General features: G+C 65.8%; 16 protein-coding genes and 1 tRNA gene. 16 read left to right on the plus strand and 1 reads right to left on the minus strand.

The annotated features are described in order from the left end of the window. Positions 1–3: 3 nt before the first annotated feature. Positions 4–1,491 (minus strand): PucR family transcriptional regulator, encoded by a 1,488-nt coding sequence (locus tag ACTU6U_RS09345; protein WP_443468835.1) that lies wholly within the window; start codon positions 1,489–1,491, stop codon positions 4–6. Positions 1,492–1,584: 93 nt separating this feature from the next. Between ACTU6U_RS09345 and gabT the strand changes: the two genes are divergently transcribed. The 16 genes from gabT (at position 1,585) to rplA (ending at position 19,179) form a co-directional block, all read left to right on the plus strand. Beyond that, positions 1,585–2,946, plus strand: a complete 1,362-nt coding sequence (gene gabT / locus ACTU6U_RS09350; protein ID WP_443468836.1) for a 4-aminobutyrate--2-oxoglutarate transaminase — start codon at positions 1,585–1,587, stop codon at positions 2,944–2,946. A 70-nt stretch (positions 2,947–3,016) separates the two neighbouring features. After that, the gene (locus tag ACTU6U_RS09355; RefSeq protein WP_443468837.1) at positions 3,017–4,411 is read left to right on the plus strand and encodes a flavin monoamine oxidase family protein; all 1,395 of its coding nucleotides are present in this window, start codon (positions 3,017–3,019) and stop codon (positions 4,409–4,411) included. Continuing rightward, on the plus strand, positions 4,408–5,304 hold the full coding sequence (locus ACTU6U_RS09360; RefSeq protein ID WP_443468838.1) for a universal stress protein: 897 nt from the start codon (positions 4,408–4,410) through the stop codon (positions 5,302–5,304). The genes ACTU6U_RS09355 and ACTU6U_RS09360 overlap by 4 nt, the downstream gene beginning before the upstream one ends. Then, positions 5,301–6,845, plus strand: a complete 1,545-nt coding sequence (locus ACTU6U_RS09365; protein WP_443468839.1) for an APC family permease — start codon at positions 5,301–5,303, stop codon at positions 6,843–6,845. Before ACTU6U_RS09360 ends, ACTU6U_RS09365 begins: the two co-directional genes overlap by 4 nt. A gap of 31 nt (positions 6,846–6,876) precedes the next feature. Then, the gene (locus ACTU6U_RS09370; protein ID WP_443468840.1) at positions 6,877–8,352 is read left to right on the plus strand and encodes an NAD-dependent succinate-semialdehyde dehydrogenase; all 1,476 of its coding nucleotides are present in this window, start codon (positions 6,877–6,879) and stop codon (positions 8,350–8,352) included. Between the two features lie 30 nt (positions 8,353–8,382). After that, on the plus strand, positions 8,383–9,747 hold the full coding sequence (locus ACTU6U_RS09375; RefSeq protein ID WP_443468841.1) for an NAD-dependent succinate-semialdehyde dehydrogenase: 1,365 nt from the start codon (positions 8,383–8,385) through the stop codon (positions 9,745–9,747). A gap of 45 nt (positions 9,748–9,792) precedes the next feature. Then, positions 9,793–10,500, plus strand: a complete 708-nt coding sequence (locus ACTU6U_RS09380) for a FadR/GntR family transcriptional regulator (RefSeq protein ID WP_443468842.1) — start codon at positions 9,793–9,795, stop codon at positions 10,498–10,500. 118 nt (positions 10,501–10,618) lie between these two features. Further along, positions 10,619–12,019, plus strand: a complete 1,401-nt coding sequence (locus ACTU6U_RS09385; protein ID WP_443468843.1) for a four-carbon acid sugar kinase family protein — start codon at positions 10,619–10,621, stop codon at positions 12,017–12,019. A gap of 18 nt (positions 12,020–12,037) precedes the next feature. Continuing rightward, a complete protein-coding gene (locus ACTU6U_RS09390; protein ID WP_443468844.1) occupies positions 12,038–12,928 on the plus strand; it encodes an NAD(P)-dependent oxidoreductase in 891 nt (296 codons plus the stop codon). Positions 12,929–12,985: 57 nt separating this feature from the next. Continuing rightward, positions 12,986–14,407 carry a GntP family transporter gene (locus tag ACTU6U_RS09395; protein ID WP_443468845.1) on the plus strand — a complete coding sequence of 474 codons (1,422 nt, stop codon included), beginning with the start codon at positions 12,986–12,988 and terminating at the stop codon, positions 14,405–14,407. A gap of 150 nt (positions 14,408–14,557) precedes the next feature. Continuing rightward, positions 14,558–16,282, plus strand: coding sequence for a ubiquinone-dependent pyruvate dehydrogenase (poxB, locus tag ACTU6U_RS09400; RefSeq protein WP_443468846.1), 1,725 nt, complete (start codon positions 14,558–14,560; stop codon positions 16,280–16,282). Positions 16,283–16,421: 139 nt separating this feature from the next. Beyond that, positions 16,422–16,494: transfer RNA gene (locus tag ACTU6U_RS09405), tRNA-Trp, on the plus strand. A 40-nt stretch (positions 16,495–16,534) separates the two neighbouring features. Continuing rightward, on the plus strand, positions 16,535–16,798 hold the full coding sequence (secE, locus tag ACTU6U_RS09410) for a preprotein translocase subunit SecE (protein ID WP_443468865.1): 264 nt from the start codon (positions 16,535–16,537) through the stop codon (positions 16,796–16,798). 45 nt (positions 16,799–16,843) lie between these two features. Continuing rightward, positions 16,844–17,860 carry a transcription termination/antitermination protein NusG gene (nusG, locus tag ACTU6U_RS09415; RefSeq protein ID WP_443468847.1) on the plus strand — a complete coding sequence of 339 codons (1,017 nt, stop codon included), beginning with the start codon at positions 16,844–16,846 and terminating at the stop codon, positions 17,858–17,860. 189 nt (positions 17,861–18,049) lie between these two features. After that, the gene (rplK, locus tag ACTU6U_RS09420; RefSeq protein ID WP_417508634.1) at positions 18,050–18,481 is read left to right on the plus strand and encodes a 50S ribosomal protein L11; all 432 of its coding nucleotides are present in this window, start codon (positions 18,050–18,052) and stop codon (positions 18,479–18,481) included. An 11-nt stretch (positions 18,482–18,492) separates the two neighbouring features. After that, a complete protein-coding gene (gene rplA / locus ACTU6U_RS09425; RefSeq protein ID WP_443468848.1) occupies positions 18,493–19,179 on the plus strand; it encodes a 50S ribosomal protein L1 in 687 nt (228 codons plus the stop codon). Positions 19,180–19,584 lie beyond the last annotated feature (405 nt).

The following is a 19,584-nucleotide window of genomic DNA, read 5'->3' on the forward strand; positions in this document are numbered from 1 at the left end:
GGCTCAGGCCGTCTGCAGCGCGGCCCACAGCTCGGCGCGCGCGGGGAACGACGAGAGGTCCATCCCCAGCAGTCGGGAAGCGTCCGCGATGCGCGCTCGCAGCGTGTGGCGATGGATGCCCAGCGCCTCTGCGGCAGATTCGATCCTGGCGTCATGGGCCAGCCACGTGCGCAGCGAGTGTTCAAGATCGCGTCCGTCGGCATGCAGTGGCGCGAGGCGTGACTGAGCGACGAGTCTCGCCTCATCTGTGGCGAGTACGCCGAGGATGCTGGTCGCAATGGTGTCCGCGTAGTGCACCGCTGCGCTCTCCTCCTGTGAACGAGCCTGTGTCAGCGCGACACCCGCCTGCGTGTGCGCGCGCGAGAACGCCTCGTAGTCCTCTGGATCGGACACCCCGATGCGGATGCCGACGCTCGCCGCCAGCTCGTCGAACAGGCCGGCATCGTCAGCTGTCACGACCATGGTGAGGCCCAGATCCGAATCCGCGTCGAGGACCATGGTGCCGTGGCCGGCACGCTGCCGCTTCCACCACTGGTCGAGCGCGTCCGCCGACGCATCGGAGTCCGCAATCGCCACCACGATCGGTGCGGAGGGGATGGAGCCCAGCACATGTCGGGCCAGGGTCGGGTCGTCGAGAAGCAGCGACTCGAGCACGCTGGTCCGCAGCCGACGACGGGCTATGGTGAGCTGTTCGTTCTGCTCGACAGCGAGCCCGGCCATCGCGATCACCGAGGTGACGACCGTGCGCGACTGCGCATCCAGCGATGCCGTGCCGATGCCGATCAGACCGCGCAGATGCCCGGTGCGCCCGAGCGTGAACAGGGTGAATGATTCTGTGCCGAGCGTCAACGACTGTCCGGCTTCGGTGCCGCGGCTGAGGAGTTCGGTCGCGCGCGCAGTGAGCGCGTTGATCTCGTCGGCGCGCACCCCTTTTTGCGGATGCTCGTGAACGAGCACTCCCGATGCGTCGAACATGCCGACCCAGCGGTCGAGCCGGCGTGCGAGTTCTGTGAGTGCGGATTCGAGTCCGCGTGGGCGGAGGGCTGCGATCGCGAGCGCCCGATGGGTGTCCAGCGCCCAGGTCTGTCGTGCGTAGGTCTGCGCGGCGATCGCTTCGGCGTGGGCGCGCGCGATCGCGATGAACGGAGTGTCATAGGGCACCTCGAACAGGGGAATCCCCGCGTCGGCACAGGCCTCGATGAGACGCTCCGGCACGTCGCGCTGCTGCACTCCGGTGCCGAAGCCGAGCCCCACGATTCCGTGGGCAGCGAGCCGGGTGACGTACTCGGCGATGTCTTCTTCATTCCCGTCACGGAACTGGCTCCCGGTGGTGAGGAGGGCGAGATCGTCGGCCAGGAACGGGGTGGGGTCTGCGAGGTCGGAGGAGTGCACCCAGCGCAGAACGCGGTCCACTCCGTCGTCCTGCTCCGTGATGAGCCGAAGTCCGAGATCCCCGCGATTCAGCAACGCGCGCAGTGTCGGTTGGTCCACGGCATCCTCTGCTATACGCTCTGGCGAATTTTCTACCAGAATCATACAGTCCGGCGAGTGCAGGGTTGGTCTGCCGGGTCTACGCTCACGACTATGGCACTCCTTGATTCCGCACCTTCCGTCACGACTCTCGGTGGTCCCGACCTCCCGCAGGAGCGTCGCCTGGTCACCGATCTGCCTGGACCGCGATCCGCGGCCATCCTCGCGCGCAAAGCAGATGCTGTTCCTGCTGGTGTGGGCCACACCGTTCCCGTCGCAGCTGTGGCTGCCGGTGGCGGTGTCGTCGTGGATGCTGATGGCAACTCACTCATCGACCTCGGAAGCGGAATCGCCGTCACCACTGTCGGCAACGCGCACCCGAAGATCGCAGCCGCTGTCGCCGCGCAGGCCGCGCAGTTCACGCACACCTGCTTCATGATCTCTCCGTATGAGTCGTACATCGAAGTGGCCGAGGCGCTGAACCGGCTCACCCCTGGCGGCTTCGCGAAGAAGAGCGCACTGTTCAACTCGGGTGCTGAGGCCGTAGAGAACGCGATCAAGATCGCCCGCAAGCACACCGGACGCCAGGCCGTCGTCGCCTTCGATCACGGTTACCACGGCCGCACCAACCTCACCATGGCGCTGACGGCGAAGTCGATGCCGTACAAGAGCGGCTTCGGACCGTTCGCCCCCGAGGTCTACCGCGCGCCGATGTCATACCCGTTCCGTGACGGGCTCGCCGGTCCCGAGGCGGCAGCGCGCGCGATCTCGCAGATCGAGAAGCAGATCGGCGCAGACAACCTCGCGGCCATCATCGTCGAGCCGATCCAGGGCGAAGGCGGGTTCATCGTTCCCGCAGAGGGCTTCCTCCCCGCACTCGTGGACTGGTGCCGCGAGAACGGTGTCGTGTTCATCGCCGATGAGGTCCAGACCGGGTTCGCGCGCACAGGGCACATGTTCGCCAGCGAGATCTTCGGCATCGAGCCCGACCTGATCACCACGGCGAAGGGGATTGCCGGAGGCCTCCCGCTCGCGGCCGTCACCGGCCGCGCAGAGATCATGGACGCTTCTCACGCAGGCGGACTCGGCGGCACCTACGGCGGCAACCCGATCGCGTGTGCCGCAGCGCTCGCCGCAATCGATGTGTTCGAGAACGATGGTGTCATCGAGCGCGCACAGCGGATCGGCGAGATCCTCGGCGGTCGCCTTCGCGAGCTGCAGGCATCGGATGCCCGCATCGGGGATGTGCGCGGACACGGCGCGATGATCGCCGCAGAGTTCGTCGATCCGGAGACCAACGCCCCGGATGCCGCGCTCACCGCGGCTGTCGCGAAGACGGCCATCGCCCAGGGCGTGATCGTGCTGACCTGCGGCACCTACGGCAATGTCATCCGATTCCTGCCGCCGCTGTCCATCGGCGACGATCTGCTCAACGAGGGAATCGACATCGTGGCCGCGGCTCTCGCCGGGGTCTGAGAACGTCCGGTCGCGGGCGGGTCGGGGGATTCCGATTCCGCGACCGGCACCTACAACAAGGGAGTTGCAGATGGCTGAGATCACACGGGACGTCGTCATCGTCGGAGCAGGAGCGGCGGGCCTGACCGCTGCGAACGACCTGCGCAGGGCGGGGCTCTCCGTTGCAGTGCTGGAAGCGCGTGACCGCGTCGGCGGCCGGCTGTGGACCGACGTCATCGACGGCGCCATGCTCGAGATCGGCGGGCAGTGGGTCTCGCCCGACCAGGACGCGCTGAAAGACATGATCGAGGAGCTCGGCCTTGAGACCTTCGATCGCTATCGCGATGGCGACAGCGTCTACGTCGGGCCCGATGGCGTCACCAAGCGCTTCACGGGCGAGATGTTCCCCGTCACAGCGGAGACCGAGAAGGTCATCGATGACATCACCGCGCAGCTCGACGCGATGGTCGCCGAGATCGACCCGGATCGTCCCTGGGCTCATGCCAAGGCGCAGGAATGGGACGAGATCTCCTGGGACGCGTGGCTGCGTGAACAGACCGACGATGACGAGGCAGTGCGCAACCTCGCCTTCGCCACCGGGTCTGCGATGCTCACCAAGCCGACCCACGCGTTCTCACTGCTGCAGTCGCTGCTGATGGCAGCATCCGCTGGTTCGTATTCGAATCTCGTCGACGCCGACTTCATCCTCGACAAGCGGGTGATCGGCGGACTCCAGCAGGTGCCGCTGCGGCTCGCCGAACGTCTCGGCGAAGACGTCGTGCTCGACCAGCCGGTTCGAACCCTGGAGTGGGACCCTTCAGGGACCGGCGGCGTCACCGTGACGACGGACGGGCTCACCGTCAGGGCGCGATTCGCGATCCTCGCGCACGCGCCGATCCTCTACAGCCGCATCTCGTTCGTCCCGCCGATGCCGCGTCGCCAGCACCAGCTGCATCAGCATCTATCGATGGGCTTCGTCATCAAGGTGCACGCCGTCTATGATCGGCCGTTCTGGCGCGAGCAGGGCCTGAGCGGCACGGCGTTCAGCCCGTACGAGCTCTCGCATGAGGCCTACGACAACACCAACCACGGCGATGAGCGCGGGACCCTGGTCGGTTTCGTCAGCGACCAGCACGCTGACGACCTGTTCACGCTGTCGGCCGAGGAGCGCAAGCAGCGCATCCTCGAGTCCCTCTCGCACTACTACGGGTCAGAGGCGCTGAACCCGGTCGTGTACTACGAGAGTGACTGGGGCAGTGAGGAGTGGACGCGCGGCGCTTATGCCGCCAGCTTCGACATGGGCGGCCTGCACCGCTATGGTGCCGACCTTCGAACTCCCGTCGGTCCGATCCACTTCGCCTGCAGCGACCTCGCCGGAGCGGGCTATCAGCACGTCGACGGCGCCATCCGCATGGGACACCTCGTCGCCTCGAACATCGTCGATGCGAGCCGGTCGGCCGGCGCATCCACAGGCGGTGTGCGATGAGCGGCACGATCGTCGTCGGGTACACCGCGACAGAGTCAGGGGCGGATGCCGCTGCCCTCGGCGCCCGCCTCGCGCGCAGTCTCGGCGCGCGCCTGCACCTGGTGATCGTGCTCCCCTCAGAGGGCACCCGCAGTGCGGCTGTTCCACCGGAGCGCGCCTATGAGGACGTGATCCGCGAACAGGGCAAGAAGTGGCTCTCCGACGCGATGGCCGAGATTCCGCAGGACCTCACTCGCAGCGGACACGTGCGCTTCGCGGAGTCATTCGCCGAAGGGCTCATCGCTGCCGGTGAAGAGTTCGGTGCCCGGCTCATCGTCGTCGGTGCCGCTGCTGGCGCTATCTTCGGCCGTCACCGGCTGGGCGGGGTGGCATCCGCTCTCCTGCACTCCTCGCCGATCCCCGTCGCGCTGGCACCTTCTGGAACGGCGAAGCAGGCGGAACTGTCCGTGCCTCGCATCACCGCGGCACTCGGCACCAGAACCGGCGCCGATGTGCTGCTCGACGAGGCGGTGGCGCTCGCCGCCGACAGCGCGAGCGCACTTCGTCTTGTGTCGCTCGTGCCTTTCGATGTGCCGCCAGGGCTCGATACCGGCGCGATCCGCGTCGTGGCAGGCGGACATGCCGATGAGGTGCTCGCCACTGCGGAGAAGACGCTCCCCGCTGGCATCACCGCCACGGTGGAGCAGGCACCAGGAGACACCGTCGAGGACGCGGTCTCGCACCTGTCCTGGCTTCCCGGCGAGGTCATCCTCGTCGGCTCGAGTCGGCTCGCCCAGCCGCGCCGACTCTTCCTCGGATCGACGGCGGCGAAGATGCTGCACGTGCTCCCCGTACCCATGATCGTCGTGCCACGCACCCGCACCGGTGCCCAGGTCGAAGGAGACCTCGCATGAGCGCCACGCCCCACACTGAAGAACCGGCACCTGTCACCGGCGGGCTATCGCAGAAAGGGCTGAGCGCCGGAACCGTCGGCCTCATCGGCGCCGTCGTCATCGGCATCTCGTGTATCGCTCCGGCATACACGCTCACCGCGGCCCTGGGCCCGACCGTCTCAGAGGTCGGCTTCCAAGTGCCGGCGATCATCCTCGTCGGCTTCATCCCGATGCTCTTGGTCGCCTTCGGCTATCGCGAACTCAACCGCAGCATGCCCGACTCGGGCACTTCGTTCACGTGGGCCGCCCGCGCCTTCGGCCCGTGGGTGGGATGGATGGCCGGGTGGGGCCTCATCGCGGCCACGATCCTCGTGCTCTCCAATCTCGCGGGCATCGCGGTGGAGTTCCTCTTTCTGCTGATCGACCAGATCGCCGGAAGCCCCGGCACGATCGCCGAACTGGCCTTCAACCCGTTCATCAACGTCGCGGTGTGTCTGCTGTTCATGCTCGGCGCCACCCTCGTCTCGTATCGCGATATGCAGACGACGCAGAAGCTGCAGTACTTCCTGGTCGGATTCCAGGTGCTGGTGCTGCTGGTCTTCTCGATCACGGCGTTCGTGCAGGTCGCCCAGGGCAATGCCTTCGACGCGAGCCCGATCGAGTTGAGCTGGTTCAACCCGTTCGCCGTCGGATCGGTCGGTGCGGTCGTGGCCGGTCTCTCGCTGTCGATCTTCATCTTCTGGGGGTGGGATGTCACGCTCACGATGAACGAGGAGACCAAGGACCCCGAGAGGACCCCGGGGCGAGCCGCGACCCTCACGGTGATCACGATCGTCGTCCTCTATCTGCTGCTGTCGATCTCGCTGCTGTCGTTCGCAGGGATCGGCACGGGGGAGCTGGGTCTGGGCAACGGAGACATCCAGGGCAACGTCTTCTTCTATCTGTCAGGGCCCATCCTCGGGCCGCTCGCGTTTCTCGTGTCCCTCGCTGTGCTCACCAGCTCGGCGTCCTCTCTGCAATCGACGTTCGTCTCGCCCGCCCGAACGCTGCTGGCGATGGGGCACTACGGGGCGCTGCCTGGCAGCTTCGCCAAGGTGAGCCCGCGCTTCTTCACCCCTGGCTACGCGACGGTCGTGGCATCGATCGTGGCATCCGCCTTCTATGCGGTGATGCGCTTCATCAGCGAGGACGTGCTCTGGGACACCATCACCGCGCTCGGCATGATGATCTGCTTCTACTACGGCATCACCGCGTTCGCCTGCGTCTGGTACTTCCGCAAGCAGTGGTTCGATTCGGCGCGCACGTTCGTGTTCACCCTGCTGTTCCCGCTCGTCGGCGGCGTTATCCTGGCCGCACTGTTCGTGATGACTCTCGTCGACAGCATGAACCCCGACTACGGCAGCGGATCGAACATCGGTGGTGTCGGTCTGGTGTTCATCCTGGGCGTCACAGTGATCGTCCTCGGCGTCATCATCATGATCTGGCAGGCGGTACGACGCCCGGCGTTCTTCCGCGGCGAGACGCTTGCGATAGACGCTCCGGCCAGCCTGCGCCGCCGATAAACAGCTTCACCACCCACCGAAAGAGAGACCGATGACCATCGCACTCGCAGCGAACGAGACCGCACTGCTCGACAGCGTTCCGAAGGGACTGTTCATCGGGGGTGAATGGACCGACGCCGAAGGCGGACGCACCTTCGACGTGCGTGATCCCGCGACGAACGCGGTGATCGCCTCGATCGCCGATGCCTCGGCCGATGACGGCATCCGCGCTCTCGATGCCGCCGCTGCGGCGCAAGACGGGTGGGCGGCGACACCGGCGCGCACCCGCAGCGAGATCCTCCGCCGTGCCTTCGACCTCGTGCAGGAGCACAAGGAGGACCTCGCTCTGCTCATGACGCTCGAGATGGGCAAGCCCCTGGCTGAAGCCCGCGGCGAGGTCGTCTACGGCGGAGAGTTCCTGCGCTGGTTCAGCGAAGAAGCGGTGCGCATCTCGGGGCGGTACGGCACCAACCCTGAGGGCACCGGTCGCATGGTCGTCTCGCAGCGTCCAGTGGGGCCTTCGTTCTTCATCACGCCGTGGAACTTCCCGTTCGCGATGGCCACGCGCAAGATCGCTCCGGCGCTCGCCGCAGGCTGCACTGTCGTCATCAAGCCCCCGGCACTGACCCCGCTGACGACGATGTTCTTCACCAAGCTGCTCGAGGAGGCAGGGCTGCCAGCCGGTGTCGTCAACGTCGTGCAGACTTCTTCGTCGTCGAAGCTGTCTGCGCCGATCATCGCCGACCCCCGGCTGCGCAAGCTGTCCTTCACCGGTTCGACCGAGGTCGGACGCAAGCTCATCTCGCAGGCTGCAGAGGGAGTGCTGCGCGTATCGATGGAGCTCGGCGGAAACGCGCCGTTCGTCGTGTTCGATGACGCCGACCTCGATAAGGCTGTGGAGGGCGCGATGGCTGCGAAGTTCCGTAACATCGGTCAGGCGTGCACGGCAGCGAACCGGTTCATCGTGCACTCCGCGGTGGCGACCGACTTCGCCGACCGGGTCACCGAGCGCGTGAAGGCCATGAAGATCGGTCGCGGAACCGAAGACGGGGTTGCGATCGGCCCGCTCATCGATGCGGATGCTGTCGACAAAGCTGTCGAGCTCGTCAAGGATGCTGTCGACCGAGGCGCGAGTGTTCGCACCGGTGGCAGCGCGATCGACGGCGAGGGAACGTTCTTCGAGCCGACCGTCATCACCGACGTGGCGAAGGGAAGCGACATTCTCCGCGAGGAGATCTTCGGCCCGGTGCTCGCGATCGCGACCTTCGAGACCGAGGAAGAGGCCGTGCGCCTCGCGAACGACACCGAGTACGGTCTCGTCTCCTACGTGTTCACACAGGACCTCGCCCGCGGCCATCGGATGATCGACGCGCTGGAAACCGGCATGATGGGTCTGAACGTAGGGGTCGTGTCCAATGCGGCCGCCCCCTTCGGCGGCGTCAAGCAGTCTGGCGTCGGCCGCGAGGGCGGGTTCGAGGGCATCCATGAATACCTCTCCACGAAGTACACGCTGATCCCGAATGACTGATCGAAAGACCGCACGACTGAGAGGACGATCATGACCGACTACGCCGTCGTCAACCCGGCCACGGGCCAGACCCTCGCCGCCTACGACACGTTCGCCGACGCGCAGATCGAGGAAGCCATCGCCGCAGCAGATGCTGCGCACCGAGGCTGGTCGCGCGCATCCACGGTCGCCGAGCGGGCGGCGCTCCTGCGCCGTGCGGCAGAGCTGCATCGAGAGCGCCGGGAGGAACTCGCGGACATCTTCGTGCGCGAGATGGGCAAGCCTCGCGAGGCAGCGCTGGGCGAGGTCGACTTCGCCGCCGACATCGCCGAGTACTACGCCGACCAGGCGGAGGCCATCATGGCCGATCAGTCGATTGCGATCCTCGGCGACGGCACGGCGGTCATTCGTCGAGACTCGCTGGGTCCGCTCATCGGGATCATGCCGTGGAACTTCCCGGCTTACCAGATCGTCCGCTTCGCCGCCCCCAACCTCATCGTCGGCAACACGATTCTGCTGAAGCCCGCGCCGCAGTGCCCTGAGTCGTCGACGGCTCTCGCGCAGATCTATCTGGATGCCGGCTTCCCTGAGGGCGCGTACGTGAACATCCTCGCGACGAACGAGCAGATCGCAGGTCTCATCGCCGACCCGCGCGTGCAGGGTGTCTCACTGACCGGCTCCGAGCGAGCAGGGGCGGCAGTCGCCGAGGTCGCAGGGCGCAATCTGAAGAAGGTCGCGCTCGAGCTCGGCGGCTCGGACCCGTTCATCGTGCTGTCCACCGACGACCTGGACGCCACGGTACAGGCCGGTGTCGACGCACGCCTGGACAACAACGGTCAGGCCTGCAACGGCGCCAAGCGGTTCATCATCGTCGACGATCTGTACGACGCGTTCGTTTCGAAGTTCACCGCGGCCATGTCTGCTGTGACGGCAACTGACCCGATGCTGGATGACACTGTGCTCGGCCCGCTGGCGTCACAGGTTGCCGCGGAGCACCTGCAGGAGCAGATCGATCGGGCCGTATCGCAGGGTGCGACGCTGCTCACCGGTGGCAGTCATGACGGCGCGTTCTTCAAGCCGACGGTGCTGACAGACGTCACACCCGACATGGATGCCTATCGCGAAGAGCTGTTCGGCCCGGCTGCCGTCATCTACCGGGTGGCCGACGAGGACGCCGCGGTGGCTCTCGCCAACGACACGCCCTTCGGTCTCGGCTCGTACCTGTTCACGACCGACGCCGAGCAGGCCGAGCGGGTCGCCGACCGGATCGAAGCGGGCATGGTCTACGTCAACCTCGTCCTCGCCGACAGCCCGGAGCTGCCCTTCGGCGGCGTCAAGCGCAGCGGTACTTCGCGCGAGCTGGGGCTGCTGGCAGCTGACGAGTTCGTCAACAAGAAGCTCATCCGCACGGCATAGGCGTCTGCGGCGGGTGCTGCATGCTCCGACCAGTACCGTGGAGCTATGAAGATCGAGCGCATCACCCGCACGCAGTCCGTCGTCGACGGGCTGCTCGATGAGATCATCGCCGGTCGTCTCGTCGCGGGGGAGACACTTCCTGCTGAGGCCGATCTCGCGGAGCTTCTCGGCGTGTCCAGGCTCACCCTCCGCGAAGGGGTGCGCCTGCTGCAGGCGCAGGGTGTCATCGTCCCGGTTCCCGGCAGCAGGCACCGGGTCGCCCCGGTCGATGAGTGGACCGGCCTCGAAGCCGTGGTGCGGTACTCACGCAGCGGGGGAGCGCGCCGCCGTTCATCGCTCGAGCTGCTGGATATGCGCGTGATGTTCGAGACCGGAGCGGCTGAGCTCGCAGCGCCCCGCGCCACAGACGAGCACATCGCGCTGCTGGAAGAACTGCTCGAGAAGATGCATGCCGCTCACACGCACGGCGACGTGCCGGGGTTCGTCGACGCCGACCTCGCGTTCCACGATGTGATCTTCAGTGCCGCAGACAACCGGATCCTGGTCGCATCCGTTCGCCCGCTCACCACGATGCTGCAGGACTCGCGCAGCGAGACCAGTGCGGTGCTCGAGATCCGCGAACATGCGCTCGCTGAGCACGCTTTGGTGCTCGAGGCGATGCGCACCCGGTCAGCGGATGCCGCGCGCGAGGCGATGGCCAGCCACATGAAGCAGACGAGGGACGACCTTCTGCGCTACGTTCTGGGCGAGTGAGCGGCGCGATCGTCGCATGCTGATGCTTGCGTCGGGATGGATTTAGGCGTACGCTCGTTATCTGATATCGGATAACCCGTCCCGGTTTCACCTGATCCCTCTGAACGAAGGAGTTCCTGTGCACATCGACGCGCTTCTCGCCGGCATCCCGGCTCCGGTCGATATCGACGCTGCGGCGGTTCGCGCCTCACTCGATCCGCAGGGAGTCCTCGTCGTTCTGGACGACGACCCCACCGGCACGCAGTCCGTCGCGAATCTCCCTGTGCTCACTCGGTGGGAGAAAGCCGACCTCGCAGAGGCCTTCGCCACTGGTGCGCCGGCTATCTACGTGCTCACGAACACGCGCTCCCTCGATGAGCAGACCGCGGCAGAGCGCAACCGCGAGGTCGTCGCTGTCGCGCTTGCCGCGGCATCCGACGCCGATCGCCGTGTCACGTTCGTTTCGCGCGGAGACTCGACGCTGCGCGGACACTTCCCGCTCGAGACCGATGTGCTCTCCGCAGAGATCGTCGCGCACGGCGGCGCCGCCCCGCAGCTGACGCTGCTGGTGCCCGCGTTCCCGGATGCTGGCCGCATCACCGTCGACTCGGTGCACTACTGGGTCACCGACGGCGAGGCGACTCCGGTTGGTGAGACGCCGTTCGCGCAGGATGCCACGTTCGGGTTCGCCTCCTCCGATCTCCGTGATTGGGTCGCCGAGAAGACCGAGGGGCGGATCCCCGCCGCTGCGGTCGCTGCCCTCACGATCGACATCATCCGTGCCGGTGTGGAGGCGGTCACGGCGTTCCTGAGCGAGGTGCCGTCGGGATCCGTCATCGCCGTCGACGTCGTCGATGAGAGCGATATGCGTGTTGTCGCTCTCGCGCTGCACGGCCTGGAACGCGAAGTCCTGCTGCGGGTGGGGCCGCCCTACGTCCGTGCCCACGTCGGTCAGGACATCGCCGAACCAGTCTCGTCAGCAGACATCCCGTTCGCGTACGACCGCGGGGGACTCGTCGTCGTCGGCAGCCATGTGCCGCTCACTACGGTTCAGCTCGAAGAGCTGCGCCGTCAGCGTCCAGACACCGTCACCGTCGAGCTGGATGTTCGCCAGCTGATCGACGATCGTCGCGAGGCGCACCTGACCGAGCAGGCGCACGCGGTCGCCGATGCGCTCTCGTCAGGGTCGGTCATCGTGCACACCACGCGTGAGCTCGTCACCGGAGCCGACGGCGAGGAAAGCCTCGAGATCGCTCGACGGGTCTCCAGCGGCGTGGTCGACCTCGTTCGCCGGGTGCTCGCGATCGCCCCGCCACGCTTCGTCATCGCCAAGGGCGGAATCACCTCGAGCGATGTGGCCAGCGAAGCGCTTGAGATCCGCCGTGCGACCGTGCTCGGACCGATGCTCCCCGGCATCGTGTCGCTCTGGCAGCCGCAGACCGGCCCCGCCGTCGGCATCCCGTACATCGTCTTCGCCGGAAACGTCGGCGACACCGATTCGCTGGCCCGCGTCGTCGCGACGCTCGCCGACGCTCACTGAGATTCGAAAGGAACTGTCATGACTTCTGCTGTTGCCGTCATCGGCCTGGGAGCAATGGGCCTCCCGATGGCCACACGTCTTGCGGAGCGCTTCGAGGTGCGCGGCTTCGACATCGCCGAAGCTCGCGTCGCGCTCGCATCGGAGCAGGGCGTCACGCCCGCGGCATCCGCTGCCGAAGCGGTTGCTGGCGCGCAGGCCGTGCTCGTCGCGGTCCGCACCGGCGCGCAGCTGAACGATCTGCTGTTCGGCGAGACGGGGCTGGCCCCACACCTCGCCGACGGCGCGGTTGTGATCCTCACCAGCACTGTCGGCACGGACGGCATCGGCGAGATCGCCGATCGCCTGGCAGGGCACGGCGCCCAGCTGGTAGATGCTCCGCTCTCCGGCGGTCCCGTCCGCGCAGGAGAGGGAGATCTGCTCATCGTCGTGGGTGCTGCGCCTTCGGCTCTCGAAGTCGCCCGTCCGGTTCTCGAGCAGCTCGCATCGACGCTGTCGATCGTGGGGGACAAACCCGGCGACGGGCAGGCGCTGAAGACGGTCAACCAGCTGCTGTGCGGTGTGCACATCGCTGCGGCCGCAGAAGCACTCGCGCTCGCTGACGCTCTGGGTCTTGACCGGGAGAAGACGCTCGAGGCTCTCACCGCGGGAGCGGCGAACTCCTTCATGCTCGGCAACCGTGGGCCGCGCTCACTGCAGGCCTACGACGAGGAAGGCGCCGAGGTGCTCAGCCGTCTGGACATCTTCGTCAAGGACCTCGGCATCGTCGGGAACGCTGCCCGTGCCGCGCACCTGTCCACGCCCGTCGCAGGTGCGGCCGAGCAGCTCTTCCTGCTCGGCGAAGCGCAGGGACTCGGGGCCCTGGATGACTCTGCGGTGATCCGCGTCATCGCCCCTGAGCGTCTGTCCTGATTCCCATTACCATGAGGGCGCACCCGCGCCCCTGAAACCGAAAGAACAGATCCAGAGATGCTCCCTCTTCCCGCGTTGATCGCGATCGGAGTCGCAGGGCTCGCGCTGCTGCTCCTGCTGATCATCCGATTCAAGATGCAGGCCTTCTACGCCCTCATCCTCGTGTCGATCCTCGTCGGCATTGCTGCCGGCCTGCCGATGACCACCATCCCGGCGAGCGGCGATACGCCGGAACAACTCGGCATCATCCAGGCGATCATCGCCGGTGTCGGCGGCACGCTCGGTTCCGTCGCCGTCCTCGTGGCTCTCGGCTCGATGCTCGGCAAGATCATCGAACTCTCCGGAGGGGCGGATGCGCTCGCCGGAAAGTTCACGAAGTGGCTCGGCCCGAAGCGGGTCGGCATCGCCCTGGTGATCGCCGCCGGCATCCTGGCCATTCCGGTCTTCTTCGATGCCGGATTCATCATCCTCGTGCCGATCATCTTCGCGTTCTCGAAGCTCGCGGGCCTGAGCCCGATCAAGTTCGGTCTCCCTGTCGCTGGCATCATGCTCGCGGTGCACGTGGCCGTCCCGCCGCACCCCGGAATCGTCGGCGGCGCCACGATCCTCGGCGCGGACATGGGCTGGGTGCTGATCTTCTCGCTGATCATCTCGATCCCGCTCGCCGCTCTCTCTTACTGGGTCGGCAAGCTCATCAACCGTCGCGAGTACGCGATGATCGAGGCGACGAAGGAGATGTTCGAGAGCTTCGGTACCGAGAAGACGTCGCTCAACGCCGGACTGGGCGAGGGCGAGAAGGCACCGAGCGCGTTCACGGTGCTCGGGCTCATCCTGCTGCCGCTCGTGCTCATCATGATCGGCACCACCGTCGCTCCGACTTTCGAAGCCGGAACGTTCTGGAACGGCTTCCTGTCGATGATCGGTCAGCCGATCTTCGCGCTCATGGTCGCGATCGCTGCGGCGATGTTCTTCCTCGGCGTCCGTCGCGGATGGTCGCCGGCCAAGCTCGGCGAGGTCATGGAGTCGGCACTGCCCTCGGCCGCGGTCATCATCCTCGTCACGGGTGCAGGTGGCGCCTTCGGGAAGATCCTCACCGAGACCGGCATCGGCGGTGCTGTCGCCGAGCTGATGGCGGGAAGCGGCATGCCGATTCTGCTGGCAGCGTTCCTCATCTCGCTCATCATGCGTGCAGCTCAGGGCTCGGCCACCGTCGCGATCACCACGACAGCCGGCCTGCTGCTGCCGACCGTGTCGGTGCTCGGACTCGACACGATCCACATCGCGCTGGTCGCGGTTGCGATCGGCTACGGTGCGCTTGGGCTCAGCCACGTGAACGACTCCGGCTTCTGGGTCGTCACGCGCTACCTCGGGCTCTCGGTCAAGGACGGGTTGCGCACGTGGACACCGCTGACCACCGTGCTGGGTGTCGCCGGGTTCCTCCTCACCTGGCTGACGTACGCAGTCATCCCGATGGGCTGACGAACACCTCTCCCAGAGAGCCCTCGGCGCCCGCGTGAGCGGATGCGGGGGCTCTCTGTTGGTCCCGCGGCGTTCCGGCAACAGATAGAGGCACGGGACGGCGTGCAGCTCTACTGACAACGCGCGCCTCCCGCCACTATGGTCGGAGCCATGGTCACTGTCGCAGAGAACCTCGTCCAGACTCTTCGTGCGAATCACATCGATCGGGTCTACGGCATTCCAGGAGATTCGCTCAACGGCTTCACCGATGCGCTCCGCAAAGACGGCACGATCCGGTGGCTGCACGTGCGCCACGAGGAGTCTGCGGCGTTCGCCGCAGCGGCGGATGCGGCGATCACGGGCGAGTTGGCGGTGGTCGCGGGTTCGTGCGGACCGGGCAACCTGCATCTGATCAATGGACTGTTTGACGCGCAGCGCTCGCGGGTGCCCGTGCTCGCGATCGCCGCGCACATCCCGACGAGCGAAATCGGCTCCGGCTACTTCCAGGAGACGCATCCGCAGGAGCTCTTCCGCGAGTGCAGTGTCTACGTCGAGTACGTCGCGGACCCCGTGCAGATGCCGAGGCTGTTGGAGATCGCGATGCGCGCGGCAATCGAAGAGCGCGGCGTCGCGGTACTCGTGATCCCTGGCGAGGTGGCTCTCGCCGAGGTGCCGGTGAACCGCGCCACAGTGATCGAACGGGCCAGGCCCTTCATCGTGCCCAGCGGTGCGGAGCTGGAGAAAGCAGCCGAACTGCTGAACGCGGCGAAGAAGGTGACCATTCTCGCCGGTGCCGGCACCGAGGGCGCTCACGATGAGGTGGTGGCACTCGCCGACCGCCTGGGCGCCCCGGTCGTGCATGCTTTGCGCGGCAAGGAGTTCATCGAGTACGACAATCCTTTCGACGTCGGGATGACCGGCCTTCTCGGATTCGCCTCGGGCTACCGTGCGATGGAAGACGCTGACACCCTCCTCGTGCTCGGCTCGGACTTCCCGTACACGCAGTTCTACCCCGATGGTGCTACGACGATCCAGGTCGACATTCGCGGCGCGCAGCTGGGTAAACGGCATCCGCTTGATCTCGGTCTCGTCGGCGATGTCAAAGCGACGGCAGAAGCACTGCTGCCGCGCGTGGCGCACAAGAGCGATCGTTCGCATCTCGACGACGCGGTCGCCCACTATCGCAGGACGCGGGCAAAACTCGATGAGCTCGCCGTGCCGTCGAAGGGGAACAACCCCATCCACCCGCAGTATCTCGCCAGGCTCCTCGACGAGCACGCGGCCGAGGACGCGGTCTTCACCGCGGACGTCGGTTCGCCCACAGTCTGGGCTGCGCGCTATCTGAGTATGAACGGCAGGCGCAGGCTCATCGGTTCGTTCACGCATGGTTCGATGGCGAACGCTCTCATGCACGGCATCGGAGCGCAGACGGCTCAGCCAGAGCGGCAGGTGGTCGCGCTCGCGGGGGATGGGGGGCTGGCGATGATGCTCGGCGAGCTCATCACTCTCACTCAGAACCGGCTGCCGGTCAAGACGATCGTGGTGAACAATTCCTCGCTCAATTTCGTCGAGCTCGAGATGAAGGCGGCGGGCTTTGTCACCTACGCCACAGATCTTGACAATCCGAACTTCGCCGCCGTTGCGGAAGCGTTGGGGATCTTCGCGCGTCGAGTGGAGCGCAGCGAAGACCTTTCGGATGCCGTCGCCGAAGTGCTCGCCCACGACGGCCCCGCGCTGCTGGACGTCGTCACCGAGCGTCAGGAACTCTCGATGCCGCCCGCCGTCACCGCGGAGCAGGTGAAGGGTTTCGCGCTCTACGCGATCCGCACCGTGATGTCTGGTCGTGGCGACGAACTGCTCGACCTGGCGAAGGCCAACTGGCGCCAGCTGTTCTGAGGTCGAGCAGAGACCGTCATCACAGTTCCGGTTCGCCGCGCCCCGCGGCATGCCGTACACTGGTCAGGCAGTTGTCTGCATTCTTTTCTCGTGCCTTCGGGTGCGGGGCAGAGGCAGATCCCGAGTCCGCAGGGGCTTTAGGGCGGTAGCTCAATTGGCAGAGCAGCGGTCTCCAAAACCGCAGGTTGCAGGTTCGATTCCTGTCCGCCCTGCGCGTCAGCGCCACGCTGACACACGAAAGGTACATTCATGATGGATCAGGACGAACCGCGCGGCGACATCGTCGCCGGTGGCGGCGCCGCCAGCGTGAAGCGACTCGGCTTCTTCGGCCGGATCGCACTGTTCTTCCGCCAGGTCATCGGCGAACTCCGCAAGGTCGTCACCCCGACTCGCAAGGAACTGTTCAAGTTCACCGCGGTCGTGCTGGTGTTCGTGGCCATCATGATGGCGATGGTCTACGGCCTGGACACCGCCTTCTCGTGGCTGACGGCCCAGGTCTTCGGGGTGCCGCAGTAAGCGTCGCTCCCGCGGTTCCGACCGCACTGATTGGAAAGAAATAACGTGTCTGAACGATATTCCGACGACGCCGACTGGGCGACCGCCGCGGAGCAGTCCAGCGAGGACGACGAGGCGCAAGAGGGCAACATCCTCGCCTCGGAAGAGAAGTCGTCTTCCGCTGCTGAGCATGAGGCGGTGCACATCGAAGGAGACGACGATGATGCCGATGATGAAGGCGCAGAAGACATCGAGATCAACGACCCGGAGGCTGACGCGATCGTGAACGACGCTCTGAACCTGGACGAGACCGCAGAGACCGAAGCCGCCGCTGAGGTGCTCACCGAGTCTGCCGCCGAAGACGTTGCGGAGGCCGACGCGGCCGCCGCAGAAGAAGTCACCCCCTACGAGGGTCCTGATGTGAACGGCGACGAGGATGAGTCGGCAGCTCCTGCAGAAGAAGACCCTTACGAGTCCTTCCGCATGGACCTGCGGATGCTCCCGGGCAAGTGGTACGTGATCCACTCCTACGCCGGTTTCGAGCGCAAGGTGAAGGCCAACATCGAGCAGCGCAAGTCGACGCTCGAGGTCGAGGACGACATCTACCAGGTCGAGGTCCCGATGGAGGACGTCGTCGAGATCAAGAACGGCCAGCGAAAGATGGTCACTCGCGTGCGCATCCCGGGCTACGTGCTCGTCCGCATGGAACTCAACGAGGACACCTGGTCGGTCGTTCGTCACACCCCTGGCGTCACCGGCTTCGTGGGCAACGCTCACAACCCGACGCCATTGCGCTTCGAAGAGGCCTTCAACATGCTGAAGGCGCTCGTCGAGGTCAAGGACATTCCGACCGCGAAGAACGTTCAGTCCAAGGGAGGCGTGGCTGTCGCCCGCTCGATCCCTGCGGAGATCGACTTCGAGGTCGGCGAGACCATCACGATCAAGGAAGGCTCGTTCGCGGGCCTGCCCGGTTCGATCAGTGAGATCAAGCCCGAGAGCGGCAAGCTCACCGTGCTCGTCTCGCTGTTCGAGCGTGAGACCCCGGTCGAGCTGTCGTTCGAGCAGGTCACCAAGATGCTCTGATCCGCACTCGCGGAGAACGCCCCGTCGGCCTGTGCCGGCGGGGCGTTTCGCATCGGGTACACTTGGATGGTTTGTGCGCCTGGTTCCTGAGCTTGTCGAAGGACGCGCGCAGAACACACCACATTCCGGAGATGCCGGTGTGTGGGAGAGCGGGAGCGTCATGCGTCCGCTCGATGAAAGGAAAAGGAAATGGCACCTAAGAAGAAGGTGACCGGCCTGATCAAGCTCCAGATCAACGCCGGCGCAGCCAACCCCGCGCCGCCGATCGGTCCCGCGCTCGGTCAGCACGGCGTGAACATCATGGAGTTCTGCAAGGCGTACAACGCCGCGACCGAGTCGCAGCGCGGCAACGTCGTTCCGGTCGAGATCACCGTCTACGAAGACCGCAGCTTCACGTTCATCCTGAAGACTCCGCCGGCTGCGGAGCTCATCAAGAAGGCTGCTGGCGTGCAGAAGGCTTCCGCCACGCCGCACACCGTCAAGGTCGGAAAGATCACGAAGGATCAGGTCCGCCAGATCGCTGAGACCAAGCAGGCTGACCTGAACGCAAACGACATCGAGGCTGCCTCGAAGATCATCGCCGGCACCGCCCGTTCCATGGGCATCACGGTCGAGGGCTGAGGGGAATAATCATGGCAAAGTCCAAGGCTTACAAGGCTGCCGCCGAGAAGATCGAGGCAGACCGTTTCTACACTCCGACCGAGGCAGTCGCTCTCGCGAAGGAGACCGGTTCGGCGAAGTTCAACTCGACCGTCGAGGTCGCGCTGAAGCTCGCTGTCGACCCGCGCAAGGCGGACCAGATGGTGCGCGGCACCGTCATCCTGCCGCACGGTACCGGTAAGACCGCTCGCGTCATCGTGTTCGCGACGGGCCCGGCAGCGGAGGCTGCAATCGCAGCTGGTGCTGATGAGGTCGGCGGTGCCGAACTCATCGAAAAGGTCGGCGCAGGCTGGACCGACTTCGACTCGGCAGTGTCGACCCCTGAGCTCATGGGCCAGGTCGGTCGCCTCGGAAAGGTCCTCGGACCCCGTGGCCTCATGCCGAACCCGAAGACCGGCACCGTGACTCCGAACCCGGCCAAGGCCGTTGAGGAGATCAAGGGCGGAAAGATCGAGTTCCGCGTCGACAAGCACGCCAACGTGCATTTCGTCGTTGGCAAGGCGTCCTTCACCGCAGAGCAGCTCGATGAGAACATCGGTACTGCTCTCGAGGAGATCGTTCGCCTCAAGCCGTCGAGCGCAAAGGGACGCTACATCCAGAAGGGTGTCGTCTCGACGACCTTCGGCCCCGGCATCCCGCTGGACGTCAACAGCATCTGAGTCGCGTAACCCGCACTCTGAGTGTGTGAAGAGGGTCCCTGTCTATCCGGCAGGGGCCCTCTTCGCGTATCTGGTGGAGGTCGAGCCGGCCTGTGAAGCAGCGCGACACGCCAGGGATTCCGCCCCGATTTGCCGAAGGTCTGGATCCCGCGTAAGTTATTACTTGTTCGCCCCACAGGGAAGCGGAAAGGCCGGAAGGCCTCACCCCCCTCAAGCGGAGAAACACCTCCCGAGTCCTTCACTTGAAGGCCTGGTCGTTTACGACTAGGATGGGAGATCCCACCTCTTCTGCGGTTCATCTGGACTGCGTAGCGGATCACTGATCCGGTCAGCGCGTCGATTTGACAAGCTGAACGAGGCGGGTAAGATTGAGAAGTTGCCCTGCGGGCCTGGTTGTGATGGCCG

It is taken from the genome of Microbacterium zouquanmingi (genome assembly GCF_052266695.1).
In the GTDB taxonomy this organism is placed as follows: Bacteria; Actinomycetota; Actinomycetes; order Actinomycetales; family Microbacteriaceae; genus Microbacterium.